This window comes from Pseudomonas argentinensis, from assembly GCF_001839655.2.
In the GTDB taxonomy this organism is placed as follows: domain Bacteria; phylum Pseudomonadota; class Gammaproteobacteria; order Pseudomonadales; family Pseudomonadaceae; genus Aquipseudomonas; species Aquipseudomonas argentinensis_B.
The window spans coordinates 4,681,117-4,703,961 of sequence record NZ_CP056087.1; the positions used below are offsets into that span (position 1 = coordinate 4,681,117).

Consider the following 22,845-nt stretch of genomic DNA (forward strand, 5'->3'; position numbering starts at 1 on the left):
CGCCCTCGTTCGAGGGCGTTTTCAGTTCATGCCAGTCAGCGGCCTGGGTCGTTTCAGGCCGCTGCCCGCTGCGAGCGCTTCGGCAAGGTGGCCAGCAGCAGCCCGGCGAAGATCATCGCCCCGCCGAGCCAGTGGAACAGCTGCAGCGCCTCGCCGAGCAGGACCCAGCCCAGGATCGCGGTGAACACCGGCATCAGGTAATTGCCCATCGCCGCGGTCGAGGCGCCCAGCACCTTCACACCGTTGTTCCAGCCCAGGTAGGCGACCAGCGAGGCGAACACCGCGGTGTAGGCGATGGCCGCCAGGTTGGCCGGGGTGGCCAGCAACTGCGCGCCGGTAGAGAGCTCGTACAGGTACAGGGGCAGGATCATCGGCAAGCCCACCACAATGAAAATGCCCAGCAATGCCAGCGGCGGAATCGGCACCAGGTACGCCGACCAGCGCCTGAGCAGCACGGTGTAGAGCGCCCAGTCGAGTACCGCCAGCAGCATGATCAGATCACCACGGTTGAATGCCATGCCTGCCAGGGTCTGCCAGTCGCCGCGGCAGATCAGCACCAGCAACCCGGATACCGCCAGCGCCATGCCCCACCAGGCGCGCCGGGCCGGCCAGGCGCCGAGCAGCAGCCCGGCGAAGATAAAGGTCATCAGCGGGATGCAGGTATTGACCAGGGTGATGTTGATCGCTGCGGTGGTCTGCGCCGCGCTGTACAGAAAGGTGTTGTAGCCGGCGATGCCGAAGGCGGCGATCACCAGTAGGCGCCAGCCTGCATGGCGCAGCGCCGCCCGATGCCGCCACAACGGCAATGCCACGAACGGCAGGATCAGCATCAGCGCCAGGCTCCAGCGCCAGAAGGCCAGGGCGAAGGGTGGGATTTCGCCGGCGAAGGCGCGGGCCACCAGGGCATTGCCCGCCCAGCACAGCACCGCCATCAGTACACCGGCGATCGCCAGCTGACGCGAGGGTTTGCCCATGCTCATGCCTGCGGCGGGCGCAGGCGGTACTGCTCGGGCAATTGCTCGGCAGCGCTGACGCTGACTTCGAGGTCCTTCCAGCGACCATCCTTGAGGCCATAGATGCAGCCGTGCACCGATAACGGCTGACCGCGGTGCCAGGCGTTCTGGACGATGCTGGTACGGCTGACGTTGCCCACCTGCTTCATCACGTTGAGCTCGCAGAGGCGGTCGACCCGCGCCTCCTCGTCCGCCAGGGCGGCCAGTTGCGCGCGCTGTTCGTAGCAGAGGTCGCGGATATTGCGCAGCCAGCCATCGATCAGGCCGAACTGCGCATCGTGCATGGCCGCACGCACGCCACCGCAGCCGTAGTGGCCGGTGACCAGGATATGTTTGACCTTGAGCACATCGACCGCGTACTGGATCACCGACAGGCAATTGAGGTCGGTGTGCAGCACCACGTTGGCCACATTACGGTGCACGAACAGTTCACCGGGCAGCAGACCGACGATGTCGTTGGCCGGCACGCGGGCATCCGAGCAGCCGATCCACAAGTACTCCGGCGTCTGCTGGCGGGCCAGACGCGGAAAGAAGTCCGGGTCGTTCTGGGTGATGTTCTCGGCCCAGCGTTGATTGTTGTCGAACAGATGTTTGAGATCGCTCACGGCGGCGGCTCCCGGGAAAGGTCGATGCGCACCATACGGATGCACGGGCCTTTTTGACAAGGCGATTTCCACCCGGAGCAACCCTCCGGATTTGCCGGTTAAAGGCCGAAACGCTGAATCTTTCCGGCCTGTCGGCCGTCCATTGCCTAGAGCCAATGACCGATCTGGAGTTCGTCATGACTGACCAGCAGCCACCTGACAGCCGCCAACCGGCCGAGCCGCCCATTCTGCGCGATGTGGTGGAGGCGCTGACGCCGCGCAAACCGCTGAAGGCCGCTGTGCAGAAACCGGCCAGGTCGCCCGATGAATCGCCACAGGCCGATCAGCCCGAGCGCGACGGGCAGGCTGAGGAGTTTCTGGATAAATACGACCTCAGCCAGGTCGAGGAAGAACGCCGCGAACGACGCTGGGCGCGGCGTTAGCTTATTCGACCAGCGTGCAGGCCATCACCAGCGCGTCTTCACGGCCACCCGGCGCGGGGTAGTAATCACGCCGGCGGCCGATCTCGTTGAAACCGTAACGCTCGTACAACCGGTACGCCGCCTGGTTGCTGGAGCGCACTTCGAGAAAGCACTCCCCAGCCTTGAGCTCGGCAGCGCGGGCCATCAGGTGCTCGAGCAGGCGCAGGCCCAGGCCACGGCCCTGGCTTTCCGGTTTGACGGTGATGTTGAGCAGGTGCGCCTCGTCGATGATCACGTTGATCACCCCGTGACCGACCTGCTGGCTACCTTCGAACATCAACCAGACTTCGTAGGATTTCAGGCTGTCGAGAAAGATGCCGCGCGTCCACGGATGACTGAAAGCGGCGTATTCGATCTTCAGTACCGCATCGATATCCGCCTCGGTGGCCCGGCGAAACGTGATCGCCTCACTCATGCCGAAGCCTCCAGCCAGCGCCGCCGCACGCGCTGCATGGCGTGCCAGAGTTCGCGCTTGCGCTGTGGTTCGTCCATCAGCAGCTCCAGGCCCGGCAGCGCCCAGGCGGCGCCCAGTTCCTCGACCTGCAGTTCGCGGTTGTAGGCCTCGGCATCGGCGTCACCGGCGAAACGAATGGCTGGCAGGCCGATCAGCCACAGGCAGGCGCAGGGCTCCTGCTCTTCCAGGCGGGCGCCGATAAAGCTCTGCACGAAATCCAGCGCTGCCTGGGGGCCCTGGTCCATGTTGCCACGCACCAGCAGCGGCCAGCGCACCGGCTCGCCGATGATCTGCGGGGCATCCGGCAAACCGGCGGCACGCAGCAGATCCTTGAGCAGCAGGTAGGCGGGATCGCGACTCTGGAAAGGTTCGCCGGTCGGCAGCTCGACCAGCAGCGCGCAACTGCCGGCGCGCAGCAACTGCAGGGCGAAACGCGGGGGCGGCGTCGGGCGCTCGCGCGGGGCCGGTGCGGCGTTGGTCTCTTCGCCGGCAGGCTCGTCGCCCTTGCTTGCCGTGCCCGGTTTGGGCACTTCGATGCGCGGGCGTTCGCGGCTGACGACTTCGCTGGCGGCAGGCTGCGCGGCCGGCGCGCTGACCTTGGCCTGCACCGGCGGCTTCTCGACGACGATCTCGGCTTGCGGCTCGAAGGCGACCAGCAGCTCGGGCCGTGACGGCGCTGCGAATGGCAATTCGACGCGCGGCAGCCAGCTGGCCACTTGCATGGCATCCAGGTAGGCGCGGCGGCGCAGCTCGGTGTTCAAACGTCAGGTACTCGGCACATCGATTTTCGAGGGCGCTGATTGTCGCGTGAATCGCCTGCCACGGGTAGCCCCAAATGTCAGCCGTGGCTAGGGTCTGTTCCCGTTTCAGCGCGAGCCGCGTTGCCGCGAGAAATGGCCTCCGGTTAGGCGCAGGACGCAGGGAATGGACTAGCCGTCCGCGTTTTCCCTTGCCAAGTCCTGCAACAACAGCGGAGGCCATTTCCCGCGCAACCTAGGCGGCCCCACCCGAAGGGCCGTGCGTGAAACGGGAACAGACCCTAGAGGCCACTGGCTTCGGCCTGCTGCTTGAGCAGGCTGACGAAGGCCTGGGCCGGTGGGCTCAGGTAGCAGGGTTTGCGCTGCAGCACGCCAACGCCGCGGGCCGGCGCCATCGGCAGCGGGTGCACGGACAGGCTGCCATCGCCATTGAAGGTATCCGCCACGCTCGCCGGCAGCAGCGCATAGCCCAGCCCGGCCCGCGCCAGTGCGGCGGCGCTGCTCATATAGGCGACCTCGAATGCGGGTTCACGCAGCAACCCCATGCGCGCCAGGGTCTGGTCGGCCATGGTGCGCAGGCTGGTATCGCGGGTGGTGGCCACGTAATCCAGACTCTTCAGCGCAGCGAGCAGCTTCTTGCCGCGTAAACCGGCCTGGCCACGCACCAGCAACACCAGGCTGTCGTCGTAGAGCAGCTGGAAATCCAGCACACCGGGTTCATCCGCCACCGAGGTGATGGCGAAATCCACTTCGGCGTTGCTCACCCACTGGCGGATCTCCCCGGCACGGCCATCGCGCAGGCTGATCTCGATGCCCGGATAACGCTGGCGATAGTCGACCAGCACCCGCGGCAACGGCTCGATGGCCACCGACGGCAGTACGCCGATGCGCAGCGAGCCGCTCTGCAGGTGCAGCTGTTCGTGGGCGTCGTGCACCGCGTTGTGCATGTCGCGCAGCAGGCGCCGGGCCTGTTCCAGAAAGCGCGAGCCGGCTTCGGTCAGCTCCACGCTGCGGGTATTGCGGGCGAACAGCGACAGGCCCAGGGCTTCTTCCAGCTTGCGCAGGCTGTAGCTTAGGGCCGGCTGGGAAAGGTGAATCTGTTCGGCGGCGCGGCTGAAGCTGCGCTGCTCGGCGATGAGCACGAAGGCTTGAAGCTGGCGAAAGCTGATATCCATGACAGACGCTTTTATAAAATTATCTTATCAATTGATATCACATTTCGAATTCACAACTAAATCCAGACACTGCAGTCTCGTGCGGACCTCGACCTGGATAAACAATGATGACAACAGTCCATATCGGTTGCGGAGCAGGCTTCGCCAATGATCGGCCCGATGCCGCCCTGGCGCTGGCCAATGACCTCGCTGCACGCGACGGTCGGCGCTTTCTGTTCTTCGAACTGCTCGCCGAACGCACTCTGGCCGAAGCGCAATTGCGCCGCCTGGCCAACCCCGACAGCGGCTATGCCACGCGGCTGTTCGACTTTCTCGAACCGGTGCTGGAAACCTGCCTGAGCGCCGGCATCCCGATCATCACCAATGGCGGCGCGGCCAACCCCAGCGCGGCGGCCCGGCGTCTGCGCCAGCAGTTGCAGAGTGGGCGCTTCGCAAAAGCGCGTATCGCCTGCGTGCTCGGTGACGATCTGCTCGACGCGGGTGACGCAATAGCGCCCTGGCTGCCCAACGCGCTCGACGGCGAGGTGGTCTCGGTCAACGTCTACACCGGTGCCGATGGCATCGCTCAGGCCCTCGACGCAGGCGCCGATATAGTGCTCTGCGGCCGCGTCGCCGACCCCAGCCTGGCGGTCGGCCCGCTGCGCCACGCCTTCGGCTGGCAGGCAGAGGACTGGGATCGCATCGCCCTGGCCACCACCGTGGGCCACCTGCTCGAATGCTGCACCCAGGTCAGCGGCGGCTACTTCGCCCACCCGGGCCTGAAGGACGTGCCGGACCTGGCCAACGTCGGCTGCCCGATCGCCAGCATCGGGGCCGACGGCCGCGTGACCATCGGCAAGGCCGCCGGTACCGGCGGCTGCGTTACCGAGCGCACGGTCAAGGAACAGCTGCTCTACGAAGTCCACGACCCGGCCGCCTACCTGACCCCGGACGTGACCCTGGACCTCAGCCAGGCCTGTGTACGCCAGGTCGGCCCCGATCTGGTCGACGTCCAGGGTATGCGCGGCCATCCGCGCCCGTCTGAGCTCAAGGGCCTGATCGGCCTGCGTGGCAACTGGTTCGCCGAGGCGGAAATTTCCTATGCCGGCCCCGGCGCCCTGGCTCGCGCCGCCCTGGCCCGTGAAGTGCTGCTGCAGCGCTGTGCACGCCTGGCACCGCACATCACGCCGTGGATCGACCTGATCGGCGTCGCCAGCCTGTTCAACGATGCCCGGGGCGAGTGGCTGCGGCAGCGCCTCGCGAGCGCACAGGACCCGCAGGATGTGCGCCTGCGCATCAGCTTCGTCGACGCCGACAGGGCGCTGCTGGAAAACCTGCTGCTCGATGCCGAATCGCTCTACACCAACGGCCCGGCGGGCGGCGGCGGTGTGCGCCGGCACCTGAGCGAGTCCCTGGGCACCGCCAGTTTCCTGATCCCGCGCACTGAAGTGCAGCAACGGCTGGAGTGGTTCTGATGAGCGACGTATTGCTGTGTGACTTCGCCCACGCCCGCGCGGGGGACAAAGGCGACATGCTGAGCGTGGCGGTGTTCGCCTTCGACCCGAACCACTATGCCTGGCTGGTCAGCGAGCTGACCGCCGAGCGCGTGGCCGGCTGCCTGGCCCACCGGCGCATCGGCAGGGTGCGCCGTTACGAGCTGTCGAACCTGGGCGGCCTCAATTTCGTGGTGGAAAACGCCCTGGAAGGTGGGGTGAACGCCAGCCCAGGTATCGACCGACACGGCAAGAGCCTCAGCTATGCGCTGCTCGACCTGAGGCTGCCGGCCCCGTCATAGTGCCCACGCTGCCAGCCCCGCGACTCCAACAATAATAAAACCGGAGAGATCGTCATGATCACCGCCCTCGGCTTCACCCTGATGTTCACCATCGTCATCCTCATTCTGATGCGCCGCATCACCCCGCTGGTCGCTTTCGTCACCCTGCCGGTCATTGCCTGCGTGATGGCCGGCTTCGGCCTCGGCGAAATCGGCAAATTCATCAGCGAAGGCCTCAAGGCGGTCGCCCCCACGGCCACGCTGTTCATCTTTGCCATCCTGTATTTCGGCGTGATGCGCGAGCGTGGGCTGTTCGCCCCGTTGGTGACCTTTCTGCTCAAGAGCACTCGCGGTCGCCCGCTGGCGGTGGCGATGGTCACCGTGGCGGTGACCGCCGTCACCCACCTGGACGGCATCGGCGCGGCAACCTTCCTGCTGGTGATTCCCGCCCTGCTGCCGCTGTACCTGCGCCTGGGCATGAGCCGGCAGATGTTGCTGTGCCTGGTGGTGCTCAGCGCCGGGGTGATGAACATGGTGCCCTGGGGCGGTACCACCGCACGCGCATCGGCGGTGACCGGCATCGAAGCCTCGCAGCTGTGGATCTCGCTGATTCCCATCCAGGTGGTCGGTCTGGTGCTGGTCATGGCCCTGGCGGTGTTCCTGGGCCTGCGCGCCCAGCGCCAGCATGCCACCCAGGGTGTACTGGCCGGCCAGGCGCCAGCCGACGAATCACCTGCCGACGACAGCGGCCTGCAGCTGAGCCCCGGCGACTGGCGCTACTGGGCCAACCTGGCGCTGACCCTGGCCATTCTGGTCTGCCTGTTCACCGGTGCCTTTCCGCTGTTCGCCTGTTTCATGGTCGGCCTGGGCGTGGCCCTGGTCGTCAACTACCCGAATCTGGAACAGCAGAACAAGGCGGTGCTGCGCCATGCCAGCGACGCCATGCAGATGGCCCTGGTGATGCTCGCGGCCGGCATCCTGCTCGGCGTACTGTCGGGTGCCGGCATGTCCGACGGCATGGCGCACTGGATGATCAACATCCTGCCCGAGGGCTCGGCCAACTGGCTGCACGTGATCATCGGCGCCTTTGGCGTACCGCTGGGCATGCTGTTCTCGCCGGACGCCTACTATTTCGCCCTGCTGCCAGTGATCCGCGACGTCGCCGTGGCGGCCGGTGTCGACCCGGCGTCGGTGGCCAATGCCATGCTGATCGGCGAGAACACCGGTTTCGGCGTAAGCCCGGTAGTGCCCAGCGTTTACCTGGCGATCGGCCTGGCCGGCGTCGAGCTGTACAAGCACATCCGCTACACCGTGCTGTGGGCCTGGGGCATCAGCCTGATCATGCTCGCAGCCGCGGTGCTGCTCGGCGTGGTGACGGTCTGATAGCACTCGTGGGCTGAAACGAAAAAAGGATCGCCGAGGCGATCCTTTTTTCTTAACGACGCTTATCCACGAGCTTGCGAGCTAGAGCCATGCAAGGCGACCCCAGGCGAAAAGCGGTCGGAGTCGCGGGCGACTGTACTGCAGTACATGAGCACTTTGAGCCTGGGGTCAACGCAGCAGGGCCGACGCGCAGCTGCTCGCTGCCATCAAACAACCTGGTCCCAGGGACGATCACCGTGCTCATCTTTGATACGCGTCGGCAGGCCCATCACGTCCAGCGCCTTGAGGAACGGCTCGGCCGGCAACTCTTCGACGTTGACCATGCGCTTGGCATCCCACTCGCCACGGGCCACCAGCAGCGCAGCGGCGACTGGCGGCACGCCGGCGGTGTAGGAGATGCCCTGGCTGTCGGTCTCCGCAAAGGCTTCTTCGTGGTCGGCCACGTTGTAGATGAACACTTCGCGGGGCTTGCCGTCCCTGGTGCCCTTGACCAGGTCACCGATGCAGGTCTTGCCGGTGTAGCCCGGGGCCAGGGAAGCCGGATCGGGCAGCACGGCCTTGACCACTTTCAGCGGCACCACCTGCAGACCTTCTGCTGTGGTTACCGGTTGCTCGGAGAGCAGGCCGAGGTTGTTCAGCACGGTGAATACGTTGATGTAGTGCTCGCCAAAGCTCATCCAGAAGCGCACGTTGGGCACGTCCAGGTTCTTGGAAATCGAGTGCACTTCATCGTGGCCGGTCAGGTACAGGTTCTGCGAGCCGACCACCGGCAGGTCATCGGTGCGCTTGACCTCGAACATGCGGTTGCTGGTCCACTGGGCGTTCTGCCAGCTGTAGACGGTGCCGGTGAACTCGCGGAAATTGATTTCCGGATCGAAATTGGTCGCGAAATACTTGCCATGGCTGCCGGCATTGACGTCGAGGATGTCGATCGACTCGATCTTGTCGAAATGCTGTTGCTGGGCCAGGGCCGCATAGGCGTTGACCACACCCGGGTCGAAACCGACGCCGAGAATGGCCGTGATGTTCTTCTGCTGGCATTCCTCGAGGTGTTTCCACTCGTAGTTGCCATACCAGGGCGGGGTTTCGCAGATCTTGCCCGGTTCTTCGTGAATGGCGGTGTCCAGGTAGGCCACGCCGGTATCGATGCAGGCACGCAGCACCGACATGTTGAGGAAGGCGGAACCGACGTTGATGACGATCTGCGATTGGGTCTCGCGGATCAGCGCCTTGGTCGCCTCGATATCCAGTGCATTGAGCGAGAAGGCCTGGATGTCGGCGGGTACCTTGAGGCTACCCTTGGCCTTGACGCTGTCGATGATGGCCTGGCATTTGGAGATGTTCCGTGACGCGATGGCAATACGACCGAGTTCGTCGTTGTGCTGCGCGCACTTGTGGGCCACCACCTTGGCGACACCTCCTGCACCAATGATAAGGACGTTCTTCTTCAATTGTTTCACCCCCAGGGTACTGCGCTCGTTGAGAAAGGTGCTGCGGTATCACTACACGTGACTTGTAGGGTGGACGTCGCTCCATCCGTCCACCACACGGTGGACAAAAAGCGTTGTCCACCCTACATCCACATTCCAGCTATTACGACAGGCTCGACAGGTAATCGTCGAAGCCGAATTCACGAACCACCTCGACGCTGCCGTCGAGCTGCTTGACCACGATGGCGGGCATCTTCAGGCCGTTGAACCAGTTCTTCTTGACCATGGTGTAACCGGCAGCGTCGACGAACGACAGGCGGTCGCCGATCTGCAGCGGTTTCTCGAACCGGTACTCGCCGAAGATATCGCCGGCCAGGCAGGATTTGCCGCACACCATGTAGCTGTGTTCACCCTCGCTGGGCGCCAGCTTGGCGTTGAGGCGGTAGATCAGCAGGTCGAGCATGTGCGCTTCGATGGAGCTGTCCACCACCGCCAGGTGCTTGCCGTTATAGAGGGTGTCGAGCACGGTGACTTCCAGGGAGGCGCTGCCGGTGATCGCCGCTTCGCCCGGCTCCAGGTAGACCTGCACGCCGTACTTCTCGGAGAAGTTCTTCAGGCGCGCGCAGAAGGCGTCCAGCGCATAGCCTTCGCCGGTGAAATGGATGCCGCCACCGAGGCTGACCCACTCGACCTTGTGCAGCAGATGACCGAAGCGCTCTTCGATGTGCGTGAGCATCTTGTCGAACAGGCCGAAGTCGCCGTTCTCGCAGTTGTTGTGGAACATGAAGCCGGAGATCTGATCGATCACCGCTTCGATCTTGGCCGGGTCCCACTCGCCCAGGCGGCTGAACGGGCGCGCCGGGTCGGCCAGCAGGTAGTCGGAGCTGCTCACCTGCGGGTTGACGCGCAGGCCGCGCACCTTGCCCGCGGACTGCTCGGCGAAACGCTCGAGCTGGCCAATGGAGTTGAAGATGATCTTGTCGCAGTTGGCGAGCATCTCCTCGATCTCGTCGTCGGCCCAGGCCACGCTGTAGGCATGGGTTTCGCCGGCGAACTTCTGGCGGCCGAGCTTGAGCTCGTACAGCGAGCTGGAGGTGGTGCCGTCCATGTACTCTTGCATCAGGTCGAAGACCGACCAGGTGGCGAAGCACTTGAGGGCCAGCAGCGCCTTGGCACCGGAGTGTTCGCGCACATAGGCGATCTTCTCCATGTTGCCCAACAGCTTCTGTTTGTCGATGAGGTAGTACGGCGTTTTGATCATTGCGCAGTCCGTAATAAAGGTCGGCCAACAGGAGCCCGCCAGCCTCCTGAAAAAAGCGGACGCGAATTGTGCCGACAACGGCCACAGATCGAAAGGCCGTTGAGCATATTTTGTCCATTTACGGATATTTCATGGCGTACTGCGCACCATGAGCCGGTGATCTACCGCCGAGCATGCCGCCCGCCAATGACGCCTGCGTGACAATGCAGGGGCGGGTCGGTTTCCCGTACAATCGGCGTTTTTTCCCAAGCGAGCGACCGTCCCGCGATGATCGACCCCAAACGCGTATTGCGCGCCCTCGCCGAGCACTGGGCCCTGCTCGAACCGCTCGGTGAACGCTTCGACGCCGGCACCCTGAGCCTGGTGGAGCTGCGCAACCAGCTGACCGCTCAGCTGCCGCCGCAAAGCACGGCGGTGGATGTTACCGCCCTGCTCGACCAGTGGATCCGCCTGGACATCCTGGTGCCGGTGGCCAAGAGCCCCAACCGCTTCGAGCTCAACGCGCAGATCCACGACTTCCTGTCCTACCTGCGCCGCGAGCACCGCCTGGGCCTGTGCCTGGAGATCGAAGCCTACCTGCGCCACCTCGAGCGCCTGGCCGGCTACATCCAGGACGCCTTCGAGATCCGCGACGGCAACGACCTGGCCCGCCAGCTGCGCCTGCTCGACATGCGTGTGCGCGACGTCCTCAAGAAACTCAACAACGACGAACAGGCGCTGATTGGCGTGGCCGAACGGGCCAAGACCAGCGACCGGCAGATCCCCCTGCGTCAGCGTTACGCCGAGGTGTTGGCCACCTGGGACGAATACGTCGAGCCGATGATCCAGCTGGTTGCCGCCGACGGCGCCTTCGAACAGGGCGTGCGCCGTGTCGAGCAGGTGCTGCTCAAGCTGCTCGGCGAACAGCAGCGCCTCGGCCAACTGGTGGACGACGACCTGCTGCTGCGCACCCACGCACGCATCCTGGAAATGCAGACCAGCGCCCAGCTGACCCTGCGCAAGGCCCGCGAACTGCTGCTGCCACTGCGCGAGGAAGCGCGCCGCCACAACGCCGTGACCCGCGGTGCGGCGCTGGCCCTGTCAGTGATCCGCAAGAAAGGCATCGACGCTGTGCCGCAAGCCGCCTTGCCGCTGTTCACCCGGCCGCAAAGCAACTTCCTCGGCAGCGCCTCCCAGGTCGAAGCCTACGTTTATGCCCTGGCGCGCTTCGAGGCCAAGCCCAACCACTTCCCGAAAGCCAGCGGCAAGCGCAAGGGCGACAACCCGCGCGCACCGAAAACCGCCCGGGAAATGATCGACCGTTGCGAACAGTCGCTACCCCTGCCGGACCTGATGACCTGGCTGCTGGAGCAGGAGCCCGAAGGCGCCACCGATGAGCTGCTCTACTGGTTCTCGCGCCTGTCACGCGAAGGCCGCTTCCAGCGCGACCGCCTGGAGCGCCAGACCTACCTGACCCGCGAGCATGAGATCAGCATCAGCTCCTATGCCCTGGTGGGCCGTCCCAGTGCCTGATTACAGCGTAGGGTGGACAACGCGAAGCTTGTCCACCATTGGCCACATCCTATTTTCGGCTGCAGCAACGGTTACAGCTGCCAACGAGCATCCGCTATGAATATCGACCTGAAAGAAATGACCCAGCTCGCGGCCGCGTTCCGCGACCTGTTCAAGGGCTACCATATCTCGCGCAGCGAGCCGGAGTGCTACGCCCAGCTGTCCAGCATGCAGGATCAGTATCGCGCGCTGTTCCGCGCCCTGGGCTTCGAGCTGGTCTGCGATCCGCGCGGCTTCTACTACTTCGTGCCCGAGCAGGCTGCGCCCCAGGTCAACAAGACCGCCCAGCGCCTGGCGCTGTTCACCTTCATCCTGGTCGAGCATTTGGCCGACCAGGGTCGTGACCCACTCTCCGTGCTCGACGGCGGCACCATCGGCCGCGACGAGCTGCCGGCACTGCTCGACAAGTACCGCGACCTGTTCCTGCAGGCCGAAGTCACCACCCATGAAGAGCTCGAAGACAAGGTCATCCGCCGCCTGACCCAGCTCGGCTTCGCCGAGGACAGTAACGGCGTGTACCGCTTCCTGCCGCCGATGCACCGCTTCCTCGACGTGTGCCTGGCGGTGCAACACGACCGCGACCTGGCCGCCAGCCTGCACAGCACCGACCTGCCGCTGCCGGCCCCGGTGCTGATCGACGACGACAGCGGTGACCCGATCATCAGCCTCGACGACGCCGAAGAATCCGAAGAAGACGCCATGGCCCGCGCCATGGCCGAAGAGCGCGCCGCACAGGAGCAAGACGCATGACCCAGGAACGCTACGGCATCCGCCGCTTCGCGCTGCTCAACACCGCCGGCTACAGCCTCGGCCTGTTCCCGCTGGAAAACCCGCTCTCGGTGTACGGCGCCAACAACCTCGGCAAGTCGGCGTCGATCAACGCCCTGCAGTTCCCGATCCTGGCGCGCATGTCGGACATGAGCTTCGGCAAGTACAGCCTCGAGCAGTCGCGCAAGTTCTACTTCGCCACCGACACCAGCTACATCCTCGTCGAAGTCGCCCTGCCCCATGGCCCCCACGTGATCGGCGTAGCCGGTCGCGGTCCGGGGGGCGGCTTCGGCCACCAGTTCTTCGCCTACCAGGGCGAGCTGGACCTGGATCACTACCAGCAAAACGGCACCTGCCTGCGCCAACGCGAGCTGTTCAAGAATCTCGGTCAGGCCGGCATCATCGCCTATGAACTCAAGCCCGACGAGCTGCGTCGCCTGCTGGTGGGCGGGCATACCAGTATCCCCCTGGACCTGACCCTGATCCCGCTGCGCTCGACCAGCGAACAGAGCCTGAAGACCTTTCGCGCGCTGTTCATCAACCTCCTGCATATGCGCGAGATCACCGCGGCGAAGCTCAAGCAGCTGTTCCTCGATGCCTTCGAGCACAGCCTGCGCTCGGGCAGCGTCGACTACATCGCCGCCACCGAGGAAGCCTTCCGCGACGTGCGCCGCATGGAACAGGACTACCAGGCCCTGGTGACCGCCGGCCCGCTGATCGAAGCCCTGGCATCCGGCGTCACCCAGCGTGAGCAACTGCGCGGCAAGCTGCATCGCCTCTCGCCCTTGCTCGATAACCTGCTGGGCACCTGGCACGACTACGCCGATGCCCGCAAGGAGGAACTGGTCATCCAGGCCGAGCACTACCGGGGCGAGCAGGACAGCCTGCAGAACGATCAGCGCGGCGGCACCCAGGAGCTGATGCGCATGGAGCGCGAGATCAGCGAGATCCAGCGCTGGCTCGGCGAGCTGGCGGTACTGAAGAACCGCTTCGCCCTGGTCGACGACGCCAAGGTACTGGAAGCCCAGTTGCTGGCCGCCAAGGATGCCCACGACGAGCTGGCCGGTGCCCTGGCGCAGTCCCGTCAGTTCTCCAGCGAAGACCTGGACGAGCGCCTGCGCGACCTGGAAAAACGCCTCAAGTCGGTCAAGCAGCAGCTCGACCATGCCGACAACAACAGCTACTCGCGCCTGCGTGAAGAGTTCTCCCAGGCCGATGTTGATCGCCTGATGCGTCTGTTCAACGGCCAGCTGTTCAGCCTGCCCCTGGGCGACAAAGGCATCCAGCTCGACGACGGCGATCTGTGGGTGAAATCCCTGGAGGCCATTCTCGACGGCTTCAAGGGCGAGCGCTTCCAGGTGCCTGGCCTGGATATCGACCTGTCGAACATCGAGCCGCCGGCCCTTCAGGCCCTGGCCGACCGCGCCGCCCTGCGCGACCAGAAGGATCGCCTCGACCGCGAGCTCAAGCAGCTCAAGACCCAGCAATCGGTGGCGGCCGACCGCGCCGCCAGCAAGGCCCAGGCCGAGCAGCTGTACCAGGCGGTGCTGGATGCCCAGAAGGCCCTGGAAGACTTCCGCAAGAGCCAGACGCTGAGCGCCGAGGAGCCGCACAAGCTGGAGAAACTCGCGCAACTGGAAGCCGCCCAGGACGAACTCAAGCGTGCCAGCGATGCGTTCACCGAGCGGGTCCAGCAGCTGTCCGCCAAACTGCAACTGGTTGGTCGGCAGATCGCCGACCTGGAAGCCAAGGAGCGCACCCTGGAAGACGCCCTGCGCCGTCGCCAGTTGTTGCCCGCCGACCTGCCGTTCGGCACGCCCTACATGGAGCCGGTCGACGACTCCCTGGACAACCTGCTGCCGCTGCTCAACGACTACCAGGACACCTGGCAGGGCCTGCAGCGTGTGGACGGGCAGATCGAGGCGCTGTACGCCCAGGTGCGGCTCAAGGGCGTCGCCAAGTTCGACAGCGAAGACGACATGGAGCGCCGCCTGCAGCTGCTGGTCAACGCCTATGCCCACCGCCAGGACGAAGCCCTGACGCTGGCCAAGGCGCGCCGTGCGGCGGTCACCGACATCGCCCGGACCCTGCGCAACATCCGCAGCGACTACGACAACCTCGAGCACCAGCTGGCGCTGTTCAACCGCGAGATCAACAAGCGTCAGGTCTCCAACCTGCAGAGCTTCCGCATCGTGCTGGCCCCCAACAAGGATGCCCTGCGGCATATCGACCAGATCATCCACAGCGCCGGCCAGTACGAGGAAGGCGAAACCCTGTCGGTGTTCGACCTGACCCAGAATGCCGAGCAGGACGCCAGGAACGAAGAAGCCAAGGACTACCTGTCGCGCCTGGTCGCCGCCAACGGCAACCAGCTGGGCCTCAAGGACCTGTTCGAGCTGGCCTTCGAGATCACCAAGGTGCACGGCCAGCCGGTGATCCACACCGACATCGACGGTGCGGCTTCCAACGGCACCACGATGACCATCAAGGCGCTGACCAACATGTACCTGCTGCTGCACCTGATGGACCGAGACCTGGCCGGCCGGGTACGCCTGCCCTACTACCTCGACGAGGCGGCGGACATCGACGAGCGCAACCAGCAGGCGCTGATCGAAACCAGCCTGCAGCTCGGCTTCGTGCCGATCCTGGCTTCGGTAAAGCCCCAGGTGTCGGCCACCGTGGCCATCGACCTGGAAGGCGGCAGCGGCCCCAACGGCATCTACATCGACGAAGCGGACTGGAAGTACATCAAGCGCCGCGAGCAGGCCGCAACGCCTGTCAGCAGCGAGCAGGATGCGGCCGAGCTGGCGTGATCCTGCCCCGGTAACGCAAAAGGCCCGCGGAGTACGCGGGCCTTTTCATTTCACATTATTTGAAGGCTTGCGAGCTAGAGCCTGCAAGGCCTAGCCGGCCGCAAACAACAGGCGAGGAAGCGGCCAGGGTCGCGGGCGACTGTACTTTTGTACATGAGCATGACTCGCTTCGCTCACCCTTCGGGCCACGCTAAAGCGCGTTAGCCGCAAGCGGCTGCCCGACCGGGCTGGCGATCCAGTCTGTTTTTAACGCCCCAGGGCCGACGCGCAGCTGCCTTCATTTGGGCAAAGCGATTTTCGGCGCCCATTGCAGCCACTCCGGCTGCGCCTCGTCGAACAGCGCAAAGGTCTGGCCCGGCCTTGCCGCATTGCCGGTCGGTTCAGGCGTAGCGAAGGCCACCCCACCGGCGACCAGGGTCTCCACCGACTCGGTGCGCACCTGTACGCCCTTGAACAAGCCGAAATCGACGCCGAACCCGGAGCTGTTCCAGAAGCGGCTGCCGGTATGCACCAGCCCGGCATAACGGGGCTCGATCAGGATATGGATCAGCACCCGGTCGGCCGTGGCGCCCAGCTCGTAGCCGGTGACCCTGCCGACCTGCACCTCGCGGTAGCTCACTGGCGAGCCGGCCTTCAGCGAGCCGCGCCGTGGCGTGCTGAGGACCAGACGCAAGCCCGCTTCCTCGACCGCCTGCTCGGGCGCCTGCTTGAGCGCCACGAAATCGGTCTGTCGACCGTTGCCTTGGCTCGACGGCTGCACCTCGATGTACTGCCCGCCAATCAGGGTATCCAGGTTGGAGGCACCGGTCAGGCCGATCTCGGGCTTGACCACCCAGAAGCGCGAGCCGGGGCGCAGCACCTGCTGCGCCGCGGTGGTGATGCGCCCATGCAGCATCACCGCCTGCAGGTCGCCAGTCAGTTCGACCCGCTCGATCTTGCCGACCTGCAGACCCTTGTAGCGAATCTCGGTGCCTGGCGACAGCCCGTCGCCGCGCTCCACCCGGATGCTCAGCGCATCGCCGTTTTTCAACGAGGCTTCGCGATCGGCGTAGAGGTCGAAGCGCTGCACACGCTTGGCCTCGGCGGGCGCCTTGAGGTCATCGGTCTCGAAGGCGATGCCACCGGACATCAGGGTCTGCAGTGACTCGCTCTTCACCTCGATGCCGGACAGCCCGCCCTTGAGGGTGATACCGCTGACATTCCAGAAGCGCGTGGTGCGGTTTACCAGCCCGGCATACTCGGGCTCGATATGTACCCCCAGCACCACCTGCTTGTTGTCGCGCGAAAGCTGGAAGCTCTGCACCGAACCGACCTTCATCTGCCGGTAGAGAATCGGGCTGCCCACGTCGACCGACCCCAGGGTGTCGCTGAACAGCACCAGGTGCAGGCCCTCGGCACCGAGATCCAGCGGCGGTGCCTTGGCACGGGCGACGAAATCGCGGCGTGGTGGCCCACCCAGTTCACCTGGGCGAATGGCAATGTAGTTACCCTTGACCAGCGCCTCCAGCCCGGTGATGCCGGCCAGGGAAATCGACGGCTTGACCACCCAGAACTGACTGCCTTCGACCAGGTAGTCCTCGGCCAGCGGGTCCATGGCCAGTTCGGCGGTGGCGCTCTTCAGGTCCGGATCGACCTTGAGGGTCTTCAACAGACCGGCCTGGATGCCCTTGTACATCACCGGTGTGCGGCCGGCCTGCAGCCCTTCGAAATCGGTGAGCTTGACCACCGCCTTGATGCCGGCCTGGGCCGCGTCGAAGTCCTCGTACAAACGGAAGGGTTTGCTGGGGTCGGTAGGCGGGCTGTCCTTGCGGTGCTCCGGCGTGGCGAAGGCGATACCGCCGGCGACGATGCTGGCCAGCGACTCGCTACGGAACTTGACCCCCGAGAAGTTGGCGTCGACGCTGATCCCACTGGCGTTCCAGAATCGCGTGTGCTTGCGCACCAGATGGGCATAGGCAGGCTCGATGAACACCTTCACTTCCACCGAGGCCTGGTCTGCAGCGAGCTCGTAATCCTTCACCCGCCCTACCTGGATCTGCTTGAAGAACACCGGGCTGTCACGGTTCAGCGAGCCCAGTCGCTCGGCCTTGAGGGTCAGGTGCAGGCCAGGCTGTTCGTCGGACAGCGGCGGGGCCTGGGCCAGGGCCTGGAAGTCGTAGGCCGGCTCACCGGTGCCTGGGCTGAAGGCGATGTAGTTACCGGATACCAGGGTTTCCAGGCCGGTGATACCGGCCAGGCTCACGCTGGGTTTCACCAGCCAGAAACGGGTGCCGGTACGCAGCTGATGCTCGATGTCCTTGTTCATCTCCAGGGTGGCGATGACCCCGCGCTGCTTGTCGCTCTTGTCCAGGGTCAGGCTGGTGACCTTGCCCACCGACATGCCCTTGAAGACCACCTCGGTCTTGCCGGCCTCGATACCTTCGCCGCTGGCGAACACCACCTGGATCTGGATGCCGGCTTCGCTATAGGCACGCCAGGCCAGCCAGCCGCCGATCAGCAGCGCGATCAGCGGCAATACCCATATGGCGGACCAGTTGGAGGCCGGACGCGTCCTGGCGGTGGGCAGATCATTCATGGTCGTCATCCGATTCCGTGTTATCCCAAATCAACCTTGGGTCGAAGGTCAGTGCTGCCAGCATGGTCAGGATCACCACACTGGCGAAGGCCACCGCTCCCACACCCGGCTCGACGCTGGCCAGGCTGCCGAACCGCACCACCGCCACGAGAATGGCGATGACGAAGATATCCAGCATGGACCAGCGTCCGATCCATTCGATGAAGCGGTACATCAAGATACGTTGCCGGGCCGACATCGGCTGATGCCGCTGCACCGAATACAGCAAAAGACCGATGCCGACCAGCTTGAAGGTCGGCACCAGAATGCTGGCGACGAACACCACGATGGCGATCGGCAGCATGCCGTTATCGACCAGGGTGATGACGCCGGACATGATGGTGTCGGGTGCCCCCTTGCCGAGGGAATTGACCGTCATGATCGGCAGCACGTTCGCGGGAATATAGAGAATCGCTGCGGTGATCAGCAGCGCCCAGGTACGGGCCAGGCTGTTGGGCTGGCGTTCGTGGATCCGCCCGCCGCAACGCGAGCAGAACTGCCGCTTCAGCTCCGGCTGGTGGCGATTGAGCTGGTGGCACTCGTGGCAGATGATCAGGCCGGCATCAATGGCGCGCATGGGCGTCCTCTCCGGCGAGGGCTTCCCAGATCTGGTGGGGCGACATGGTCACCTCCAGCCACACCTGCACGAGCAACAGCGCAATGAAACAGAACAGCCCAAAGCCAATGGACAGCTCGGCGATATCCGCCAGCTTGACGATGGAGACCAGGATGCCGATCAGGTAGACCTCGAGCATGCCCCATTCACGCATATGATGGTAAATGCGGTACAGCAGCAATCCATAGCCACGGCCGACCTTGGAACAGATGCTCAGGAGCACCAGCAGCTGGCACAGCAGCTTGAGCAGCGGAACCGCCATGCTGCACAGGAACACCACCACGGCGATGCTCTGCATGCCGGCGTCATACAGCCCCAGCACCCCGCTCCATACCGTGTCATGGGAGGTCTGCCCGAGCATGGTCATCTGCATGATCGGCTGGAAGTTGGCAGGGATATAAAGAAGGAGCGCAGCCAGCACCAGGGCCAGGCTGCGCCGTATCACCTGGGGGCGGTGGCTATACAGCTCATAGCCACAGCGCGGGCACTCGACGCGTTCGCCGTCGGCTATCTCGGGCCGACGCATCAGCAGATCGCATTCGTGGCAGGCGACCAGCTCCGTCAGAGGAACTTCAGCTAACGACTGTTGAGCAGCCGATTCGGGCATGGATAGAGCTCTCGAAAATACCGACCATTCTAAATGAGACCCTGAAAGCAACACACCGTTATACCGATTATCCATGCGGCATACATTACCCCAGTGTTACGCCGCCCGACTCGGCCGTGCTTCGATATGCTGCCGGCTCGTCTTGGCCCTTAGGGTGGAAGACGCTTCACACTTCCACCAGCAACTCTGCGACCGTGGAGCCTTTACGTCTATTTCTTCCGTAGCCTGCGGTTGAGCGATGCGATACCCAGGTCAGCTTGCCCTGCATCTTCCTGTTTTTATGAGCCGAAAAGACGAAACCCCAGATCTCTGTCGAGACCTGGGGTTTCTTATAGAAGCTTGACGATGACCTACTCTCACATGGAGAAGCTCCACACTACCATCGGCGATGCATCGTTTCACTACTGAGTTCGGGATGGGATCAGGTGGTTCCAACGCTCTATGGTCGTCAAGCAAACTGGTTGCTGCTTCGGGGTTTAGCCGCTGCAGCGAATTGGGTATGTGATGTCGGTTGGTAGTGCGTGTTCTCGCAAATCTTCGGCATTACTGTCGACTTCAACCGTCCAACAGCCAAATTGTTTGGGTGTTATATGGTCAAGCCTCACGGGCAATTAGTACTGGTTAGCTCAACGCCTCACAACGCTTACACACCCAGCCTATCAACGTCGTAGTCTTCGACGGCCCTTTAGGGAACTCAAGGTTCCAGTGAGATCTCATCTTGAGGCAAGTTTCCCGCTTAGATGCTTTCAGCGGTTATCTTTCCCGAACATAGCTACCCGGCAATGCCACTGGCGTGACAACCGGAACACCAGAGGTTCGTCCACTCCGGTCCTCTCGTACTAGGAGCAGCCCCTCTCAAATCTCAAACGTCCACGGCAGATAGGGACCGAACTGTCTCACGACGTTCTAAACCCAGCTCGCGTACCACTTTAAATGGCGAACAGCCATACCCTTGGGACCGGCTTCAGCCCCAGGATGTGATGAGCCGACATCGAGGTGCCAAACACCGCCGTCGATATGAACTCTTGGGCGGTATCAGCCTGTTATCCCCGGAGTACCTTTTATCCGTTGAGCGATGGCCCTTCCATACAGAACCACCGGATCACTAAGACCTACTTTCGTACCTGCTCGACGTGTCTGTCTCGCAGTCAAGCGCGCTTTTGCCTTTATACTCTGCGACCGATTTCCGACCGGTCTGAGCGCACCTTCGTACTCCTCCGTTACTCTTTAGGAGGAGACCGCCCCAGTCAAACTACCCACCATACACTGTCCTCGATCCGGATAACGGACCAGAGTTAGAACCTCAAGGTTGCCAGGGTGGTATTTCAAGGATGGCTCCATGAGAACTGGCGTCCCCACTTCAAAGCCTCCCACCTATCCTACACAAGCAAGCTCAAAGTCCAGTGCAAAGCTATAGTAAAGGTTCACGGGGTCTTTCCGTCTAGCCGCGGATACACTGCATCTTCACAGCGATTTCAATTTCACTGAGTCTCGGGTGGAGACAGCGCCGCCATCGTTACGCCATTCGTGCAGGTCGGAACTTACCCGACAAGGAATTTCGCTACCTTAGGACCGTTATAGTTACGGCCGCCGTTTACCGGGGCTTCGATCAAGAGCTTCGCGTTAGCTAACCCCATCAATTAACCTTCCGGCACCGGGCAGGCGTCACACCCTATACGTCCACTTTCGTGTTTGCAGAGTGCTGTGTTTTTAATAAACAGTCGCAGCGGCCTGGTATCTTCGACCGGCATGTGCTTACGGGGTAAACCCTTCACACTCACCGGCGCACCTTCTCCCGAAGTTACGGTGCCATTTTGCCTAGTTCCTTCACCCGAGTTCTCTCAAGCGCCTTGGTATTCTCTACCTAACCACCTGTGTCGGTTTGGGGTACGGTTCCTAATTACCTGAAGCTTAGAAGCTTTTCCTGGAAGCATGGCATCAACCACTTCATCGTCCTAAAGGACAACTCGTCATCAGCTCTCGGCCTTGATTTCCCGGATTTACCTAAGAAACCAGCCTACCACCTTAAACACGGACAACCAACGCCGTGCTGGCCTAGCCTTCTCCGTCCCTCCATCGCAGTAATTAGAAGTACGGGAATATTAACCCGTTTCCCATCGACTACGCATTTCTGCCTCGCCTTAGGGGCCGACTCACCCTGCGTCGATTAACGTTGCGCAGGAAACCTTGGTCTTTCGGCGTGCGAGTTTTTCACTCGCATTGTCGTTACTCATGTCAGCATTCGCACTTCTGATACCTCCAGCAAGCTTCTCAACTCACCTTCACAGGCTTACAGAACGCTCCTCTACCGCTCAACTTACGTTGAACCCGTAGCTTCGGTGTATGGTTTGAGCCCCGTTACATCTTCCGCGCAGGCCGACTCGACTAGTGAGCTATTACGCTTTCTTTAAAGGGTGGCTGCTTCTAAGCCAACCTCCTAGCTGTCTAAGCCTTCCCACATCGTTTCCCACTTAACCATAACTTTGGGACCTTAGCTGACGGTCTGGGTTGTTTCCCTTTTCACGACGGACGTTAGCACCCGCCGTGTGTCTCCCGTGCTGACACTTGCTGGTATTCGGAGTTTGCATCGGTTTGGTAAGTCGGGATGACCCCCTAGCCGAAACAGTGCTCTACCCCCAGCAGTGATACACGAGGCGCTACCTAAATAGCTTTCGAGGAGAACCAGCTATCTCCGAGCTTGATTAGCCTTTCACTCCGATCCACAGGTCATCCGCTAACTTTTCAACGGTAGTCGGTTCGGTCCTCCAGTCAGTGTTACCTAACCTTCAACCTGCCCATGGATAGATCGCCCGGTTTCGGGTCTATACCCAGCGACTAAACGCCCTATTAAGACTCGCTTTCGCTACGCCTCCCCTATTCGGTTAAGCTCGCCACTGAATATAAGTCGCTGACCCATTATACAAAAGGTACGCAGTCACCCAACAAAGTAGGCTCCCACTGCTTGTACGCATACGGTTTCAGGTTCTATTTCACTCCCCTCTCCGGGGTTCTTTTCGCCTTTCCCTCACGGTACTGGTTCACTATCGGTCAGTCAGTAGTATTTAGCCTTGGAGGATGGTCCCCCCATATTCAGACAAAGTTTCTCGTGCTCCGTCCTACTCGATTTCATTGATAAGAGCATTTCGTGTACGGGGCTATCACCCACTACGGCGGCACTTTCCAGAGCCTTCCACTACACTCTAATCAACTTAAGGGCTAGTCCCCGTTCGCTCGCCACTACTAAGGGAATCTCGGTTGATTTCTTTTCCTCAGGGTACTTAGATGTTTCAGTTCCCCTGGTTCGCCTCATGCACCTATGTATTCAGTGCATGATACCCAGCTTATGCTAGGTGGGTTCCCCCATTCAGAGATCTCTGGATCACAGTCTGTTTGCCGACTCCCCAAAGCTTATCGCAGGCTACAACGTCTTTCATCGCCTCTGACTGCCAAGGCATCCACCGTATGCGCTTCTTCACTTGACCATATAACCCCAAGCAATCTGGTTACTGTCTATAACGTGAAGACGACATTCGCCGAAAATTTGCACTTGAGAACAACGCAAATTTTACCTTGACCAGATCAA

General features: G+C 62.7%; 17 protein-coding genes and 2 rRNA genes. 7 read left to right on the forward strand and 12 right to left on the reverse strand.

Features of this window, described 5'->3' with window-relative positions; genetic code table 11:
* Positions 1 to 53: 53 nt before the first annotated feature.
* Both SA190iCDA_RS21190 and can read right to left on the reverse strand, forming a co-directional pair.
* Positions 54 to 974 carry a DMT family transporter gene (locus tag SA190iCDA_RS21190; RefSeq protein ID WP_139159554.1) on the reverse strand — a complete coding sequence of 307 codons (921 nt, stop codon included), beginning with the start codon at positions 972 to 974 and terminating at the stop codon, positions 54 to 56.
* A gap of 2 nt (positions 975 to 976) precedes the next feature.
* Entirely contained in the window at positions 977 to 1,618 is a 642-nt protein-coding gene (gene can / locus SA190iCDA_RS21195; RefSeq protein WP_070887670.1) for a carbonate dehydratase, read from the reverse strand.
* Between the two features lie 176 nt (positions 1,619 to 1,794).
* Between can and SA190iCDA_RS21200 the strand changes: the two genes are divergently transcribed.
* Positions 1,795 to 2,040, forward strand: coding sequence for a hypothetical protein (locus SA190iCDA_RS21200; RefSeq protein WP_139159555.1), 246 nt, complete (start codon positions 1,795 to 1,797; stop codon positions 2,038 to 2,040).
* Position 2,041: 1 nt separating this feature from the next.
* On the opposite strand, the gene rimI is transcribed toward SA190iCDA_RS21200, so the two are convergent.
* From rimI to SA190iCDA_RS21215, 3 genes are all read right to left on the reverse strand, one after another.
* Entirely contained in the window at positions 2,042 to 2,494 is a 453-nt protein-coding gene (rimI, locus tag SA190iCDA_RS21205; protein ID WP_070887672.1) for a ribosomal protein S18-alanine N-acetyltransferase, read from the reverse strand.
* Complete coding sequence (locus SA190iCDA_RS21210) at positions 2,491 to 3,294, reverse strand: energy transducer TonB (protein WP_139159556.1); 804 nt, start codon at positions 3,292 to 3,294, stop codon at positions 2,491 to 2,493. The genes rimI and SA190iCDA_RS21210 overlap by 4 nt, the downstream gene beginning before the upstream one ends.
* A 278-nt stretch (positions 3,295 to 3,572) precedes the next feature.
* Positions 3,573 to 4,466 carry a LysR family transcriptional regulator gene (locus tag SA190iCDA_RS21215; protein ID WP_070887673.1) on the reverse strand — a complete coding sequence of 298 codons (894 nt, stop codon included), beginning with the start codon at positions 4,464 to 4,466 and terminating at the stop codon, positions 3,573 to 3,575.
* Between the two features lie 104 nt (positions 4,467 to 4,570).
* Between SA190iCDA_RS21215 and SA190iCDA_RS21220 the strand changes: the two genes are divergently transcribed.
* The 3 genes from SA190iCDA_RS21220 to SA190iCDA_RS21230 are packed head-to-tail and all read left to right on the forward strand — an operon-like array spanning position 4,571 to position 7,602.
* On the forward strand, positions 4,571 to 5,920 hold the full coding sequence (locus SA190iCDA_RS21220) for an acyclic terpene utilization AtuA family protein (RefSeq protein WP_083329899.1): 1,350 nt from the start codon (positions 4,571 to 4,573) through the stop codon (positions 5,918 to 5,920).
* Positions 5,920 to 6,240, forward strand: a complete 321-nt coding sequence (locus SA190iCDA_RS21225; protein ID WP_070887674.1) for a hypothetical protein — start codon at positions 5,920 to 5,922, stop codon at positions 6,238 to 6,240. The genes SA190iCDA_RS21220 and SA190iCDA_RS21225 overlap by 1 nt, the downstream gene beginning before the upstream one ends.
* Positions 6,241 to 6,294: 54 nt before the next feature.
* Positions 6,295 to 7,602, forward strand: a complete 1,308-nt coding sequence (locus SA190iCDA_RS21230; RefSeq protein ID WP_070887675.1) for a CitMHS family transporter — start codon at positions 6,295 to 6,297, stop codon at positions 7,600 to 7,602.
* A 206-nt stretch (positions 7,603 to 7,808) separates the two neighbouring features.
* Here SA190iCDA_RS21230 and SA190iCDA_RS21235 read toward each other — a convergent pair whose 3' ends face one another.
* Both SA190iCDA_RS21235 and SA190iCDA_RS21240 read right to left on the reverse strand, forming a co-directional pair.
* Entirely contained in the window at positions 7,809 to 9,053 is a 1,245-nt protein-coding gene (locus SA190iCDA_RS21235; RefSeq protein WP_070887676.1) for a saccharopine dehydrogenase family protein, read from the reverse strand.
* A 142-nt stretch (positions 9,054 to 9,195) separates the two neighbouring features.
* Positions 9,196 to 10,293, reverse strand: a complete 1,098-nt coding sequence (locus tag SA190iCDA_RS21240; RefSeq protein ID WP_070887677.1) for a carboxynorspermidine decarboxylase — start codon at positions 10,291 to 10,293, stop codon at positions 9,196 to 9,198.
* A gap of 267 nt (positions 10,294 to 10,560) precedes the next feature.
* Here SA190iCDA_RS21240 and mksB point away from each other — a divergent pair, with 267 nt between their 5' ends.
* The 3 genes from mksB to mksF all read left to right on the forward strand — a co-directional run bounded on the left by mksB (position 10,561) and on the right by mksF (position 15,425).
* Positions 10,561 to 11,805: an Mks condensin complex protein MksB gene (mksB, locus tag SA190iCDA_RS21245; protein ID WP_070887678.1), complete on the forward strand. Its 1,245-nt coding sequence runs from the start codon at positions 10,561 to 10,563 to the stop codon at positions 11,803 to 11,805.
* 96 nt (positions 11,806 to 11,901) lie between these two features.
* Positions 11,902 to 12,594, forward strand: coding sequence for an Mks condensin complex protein MksE (mksE, locus tag SA190iCDA_RS21250; RefSeq protein WP_070887679.1), 693 nt, complete (start codon positions 11,902 to 11,904; stop codon positions 12,592 to 12,594).
* Positions 12,591 to 15,425, forward strand: a complete 2,835-nt coding sequence (gene mksF / locus SA190iCDA_RS21255; protein ID WP_070887680.1) for an Mks condensin complex protein MksF — start codon at positions 12,591 to 12,593, stop codon at positions 15,423 to 15,425. The genes mksE and mksF overlap by 4 nt, the downstream gene beginning before the upstream one ends.
* Positions 15,426 to 15,702: 277 nt before the next feature.
* Here the strand turns inward: mksF and SA190iCDA_RS21260 are convergent, their stop codons facing one another.
* The 5 genes from SA190iCDA_RS21260 to SA190iCDA_RS21280 all read right to left on the reverse strand — a co-directional run bounded on the left by SA190iCDA_RS21260 (position 15,703) and on the right by SA190iCDA_RS21280 (position 22,744).
* Positions 15,703 to 18,000: a PqiB family protein gene (locus tag SA190iCDA_RS21260; RefSeq protein ID WP_070887681.1), complete on the reverse strand. Its 2,298-nt coding sequence runs from the start codon at positions 17,998 to 18,000 to the stop codon at positions 15,703 to 15,705.
* Positions 17,993 to 18,616 carry a paraquat-inducible protein A gene (locus SA190iCDA_RS21265; RefSeq protein WP_070887682.1) on the reverse strand — a complete coding sequence of 208 codons (624 nt, stop codon included), beginning with the start codon at positions 18,614 to 18,616 and terminating at the stop codon, positions 17,993 to 17,995. The genes SA190iCDA_RS21260 and SA190iCDA_RS21265 overlap by 8 nt, the downstream gene beginning before the upstream one ends.
* Entirely contained in the window at positions 18,603 to 19,262 is a 660-nt protein-coding gene (locus SA190iCDA_RS21270) for a paraquat-inducible protein A (RefSeq protein ID WP_070887683.1), read from the reverse strand. Before SA190iCDA_RS21270 ends, SA190iCDA_RS21265 begins: the two co-directional genes overlap by 14 nt.
* A 337-nt stretch (positions 19,263 to 19,599) precedes the next feature.
* A 5S ribosomal RNA gene (gene rrf / locus SA190iCDA_RS21275) occupies positions 19,600 to 19,715 on the reverse strand.
* A gap of 137 nt (positions 19,716 to 19,852) precedes the next feature.
* A 23S ribosomal RNA gene (locus tag SA190iCDA_RS21280) occupies positions 19,853 to 22,744 on the reverse strand.
* Between the last annotated feature and the right edge of the window lie 101 nt (positions 22,745 to 22,845).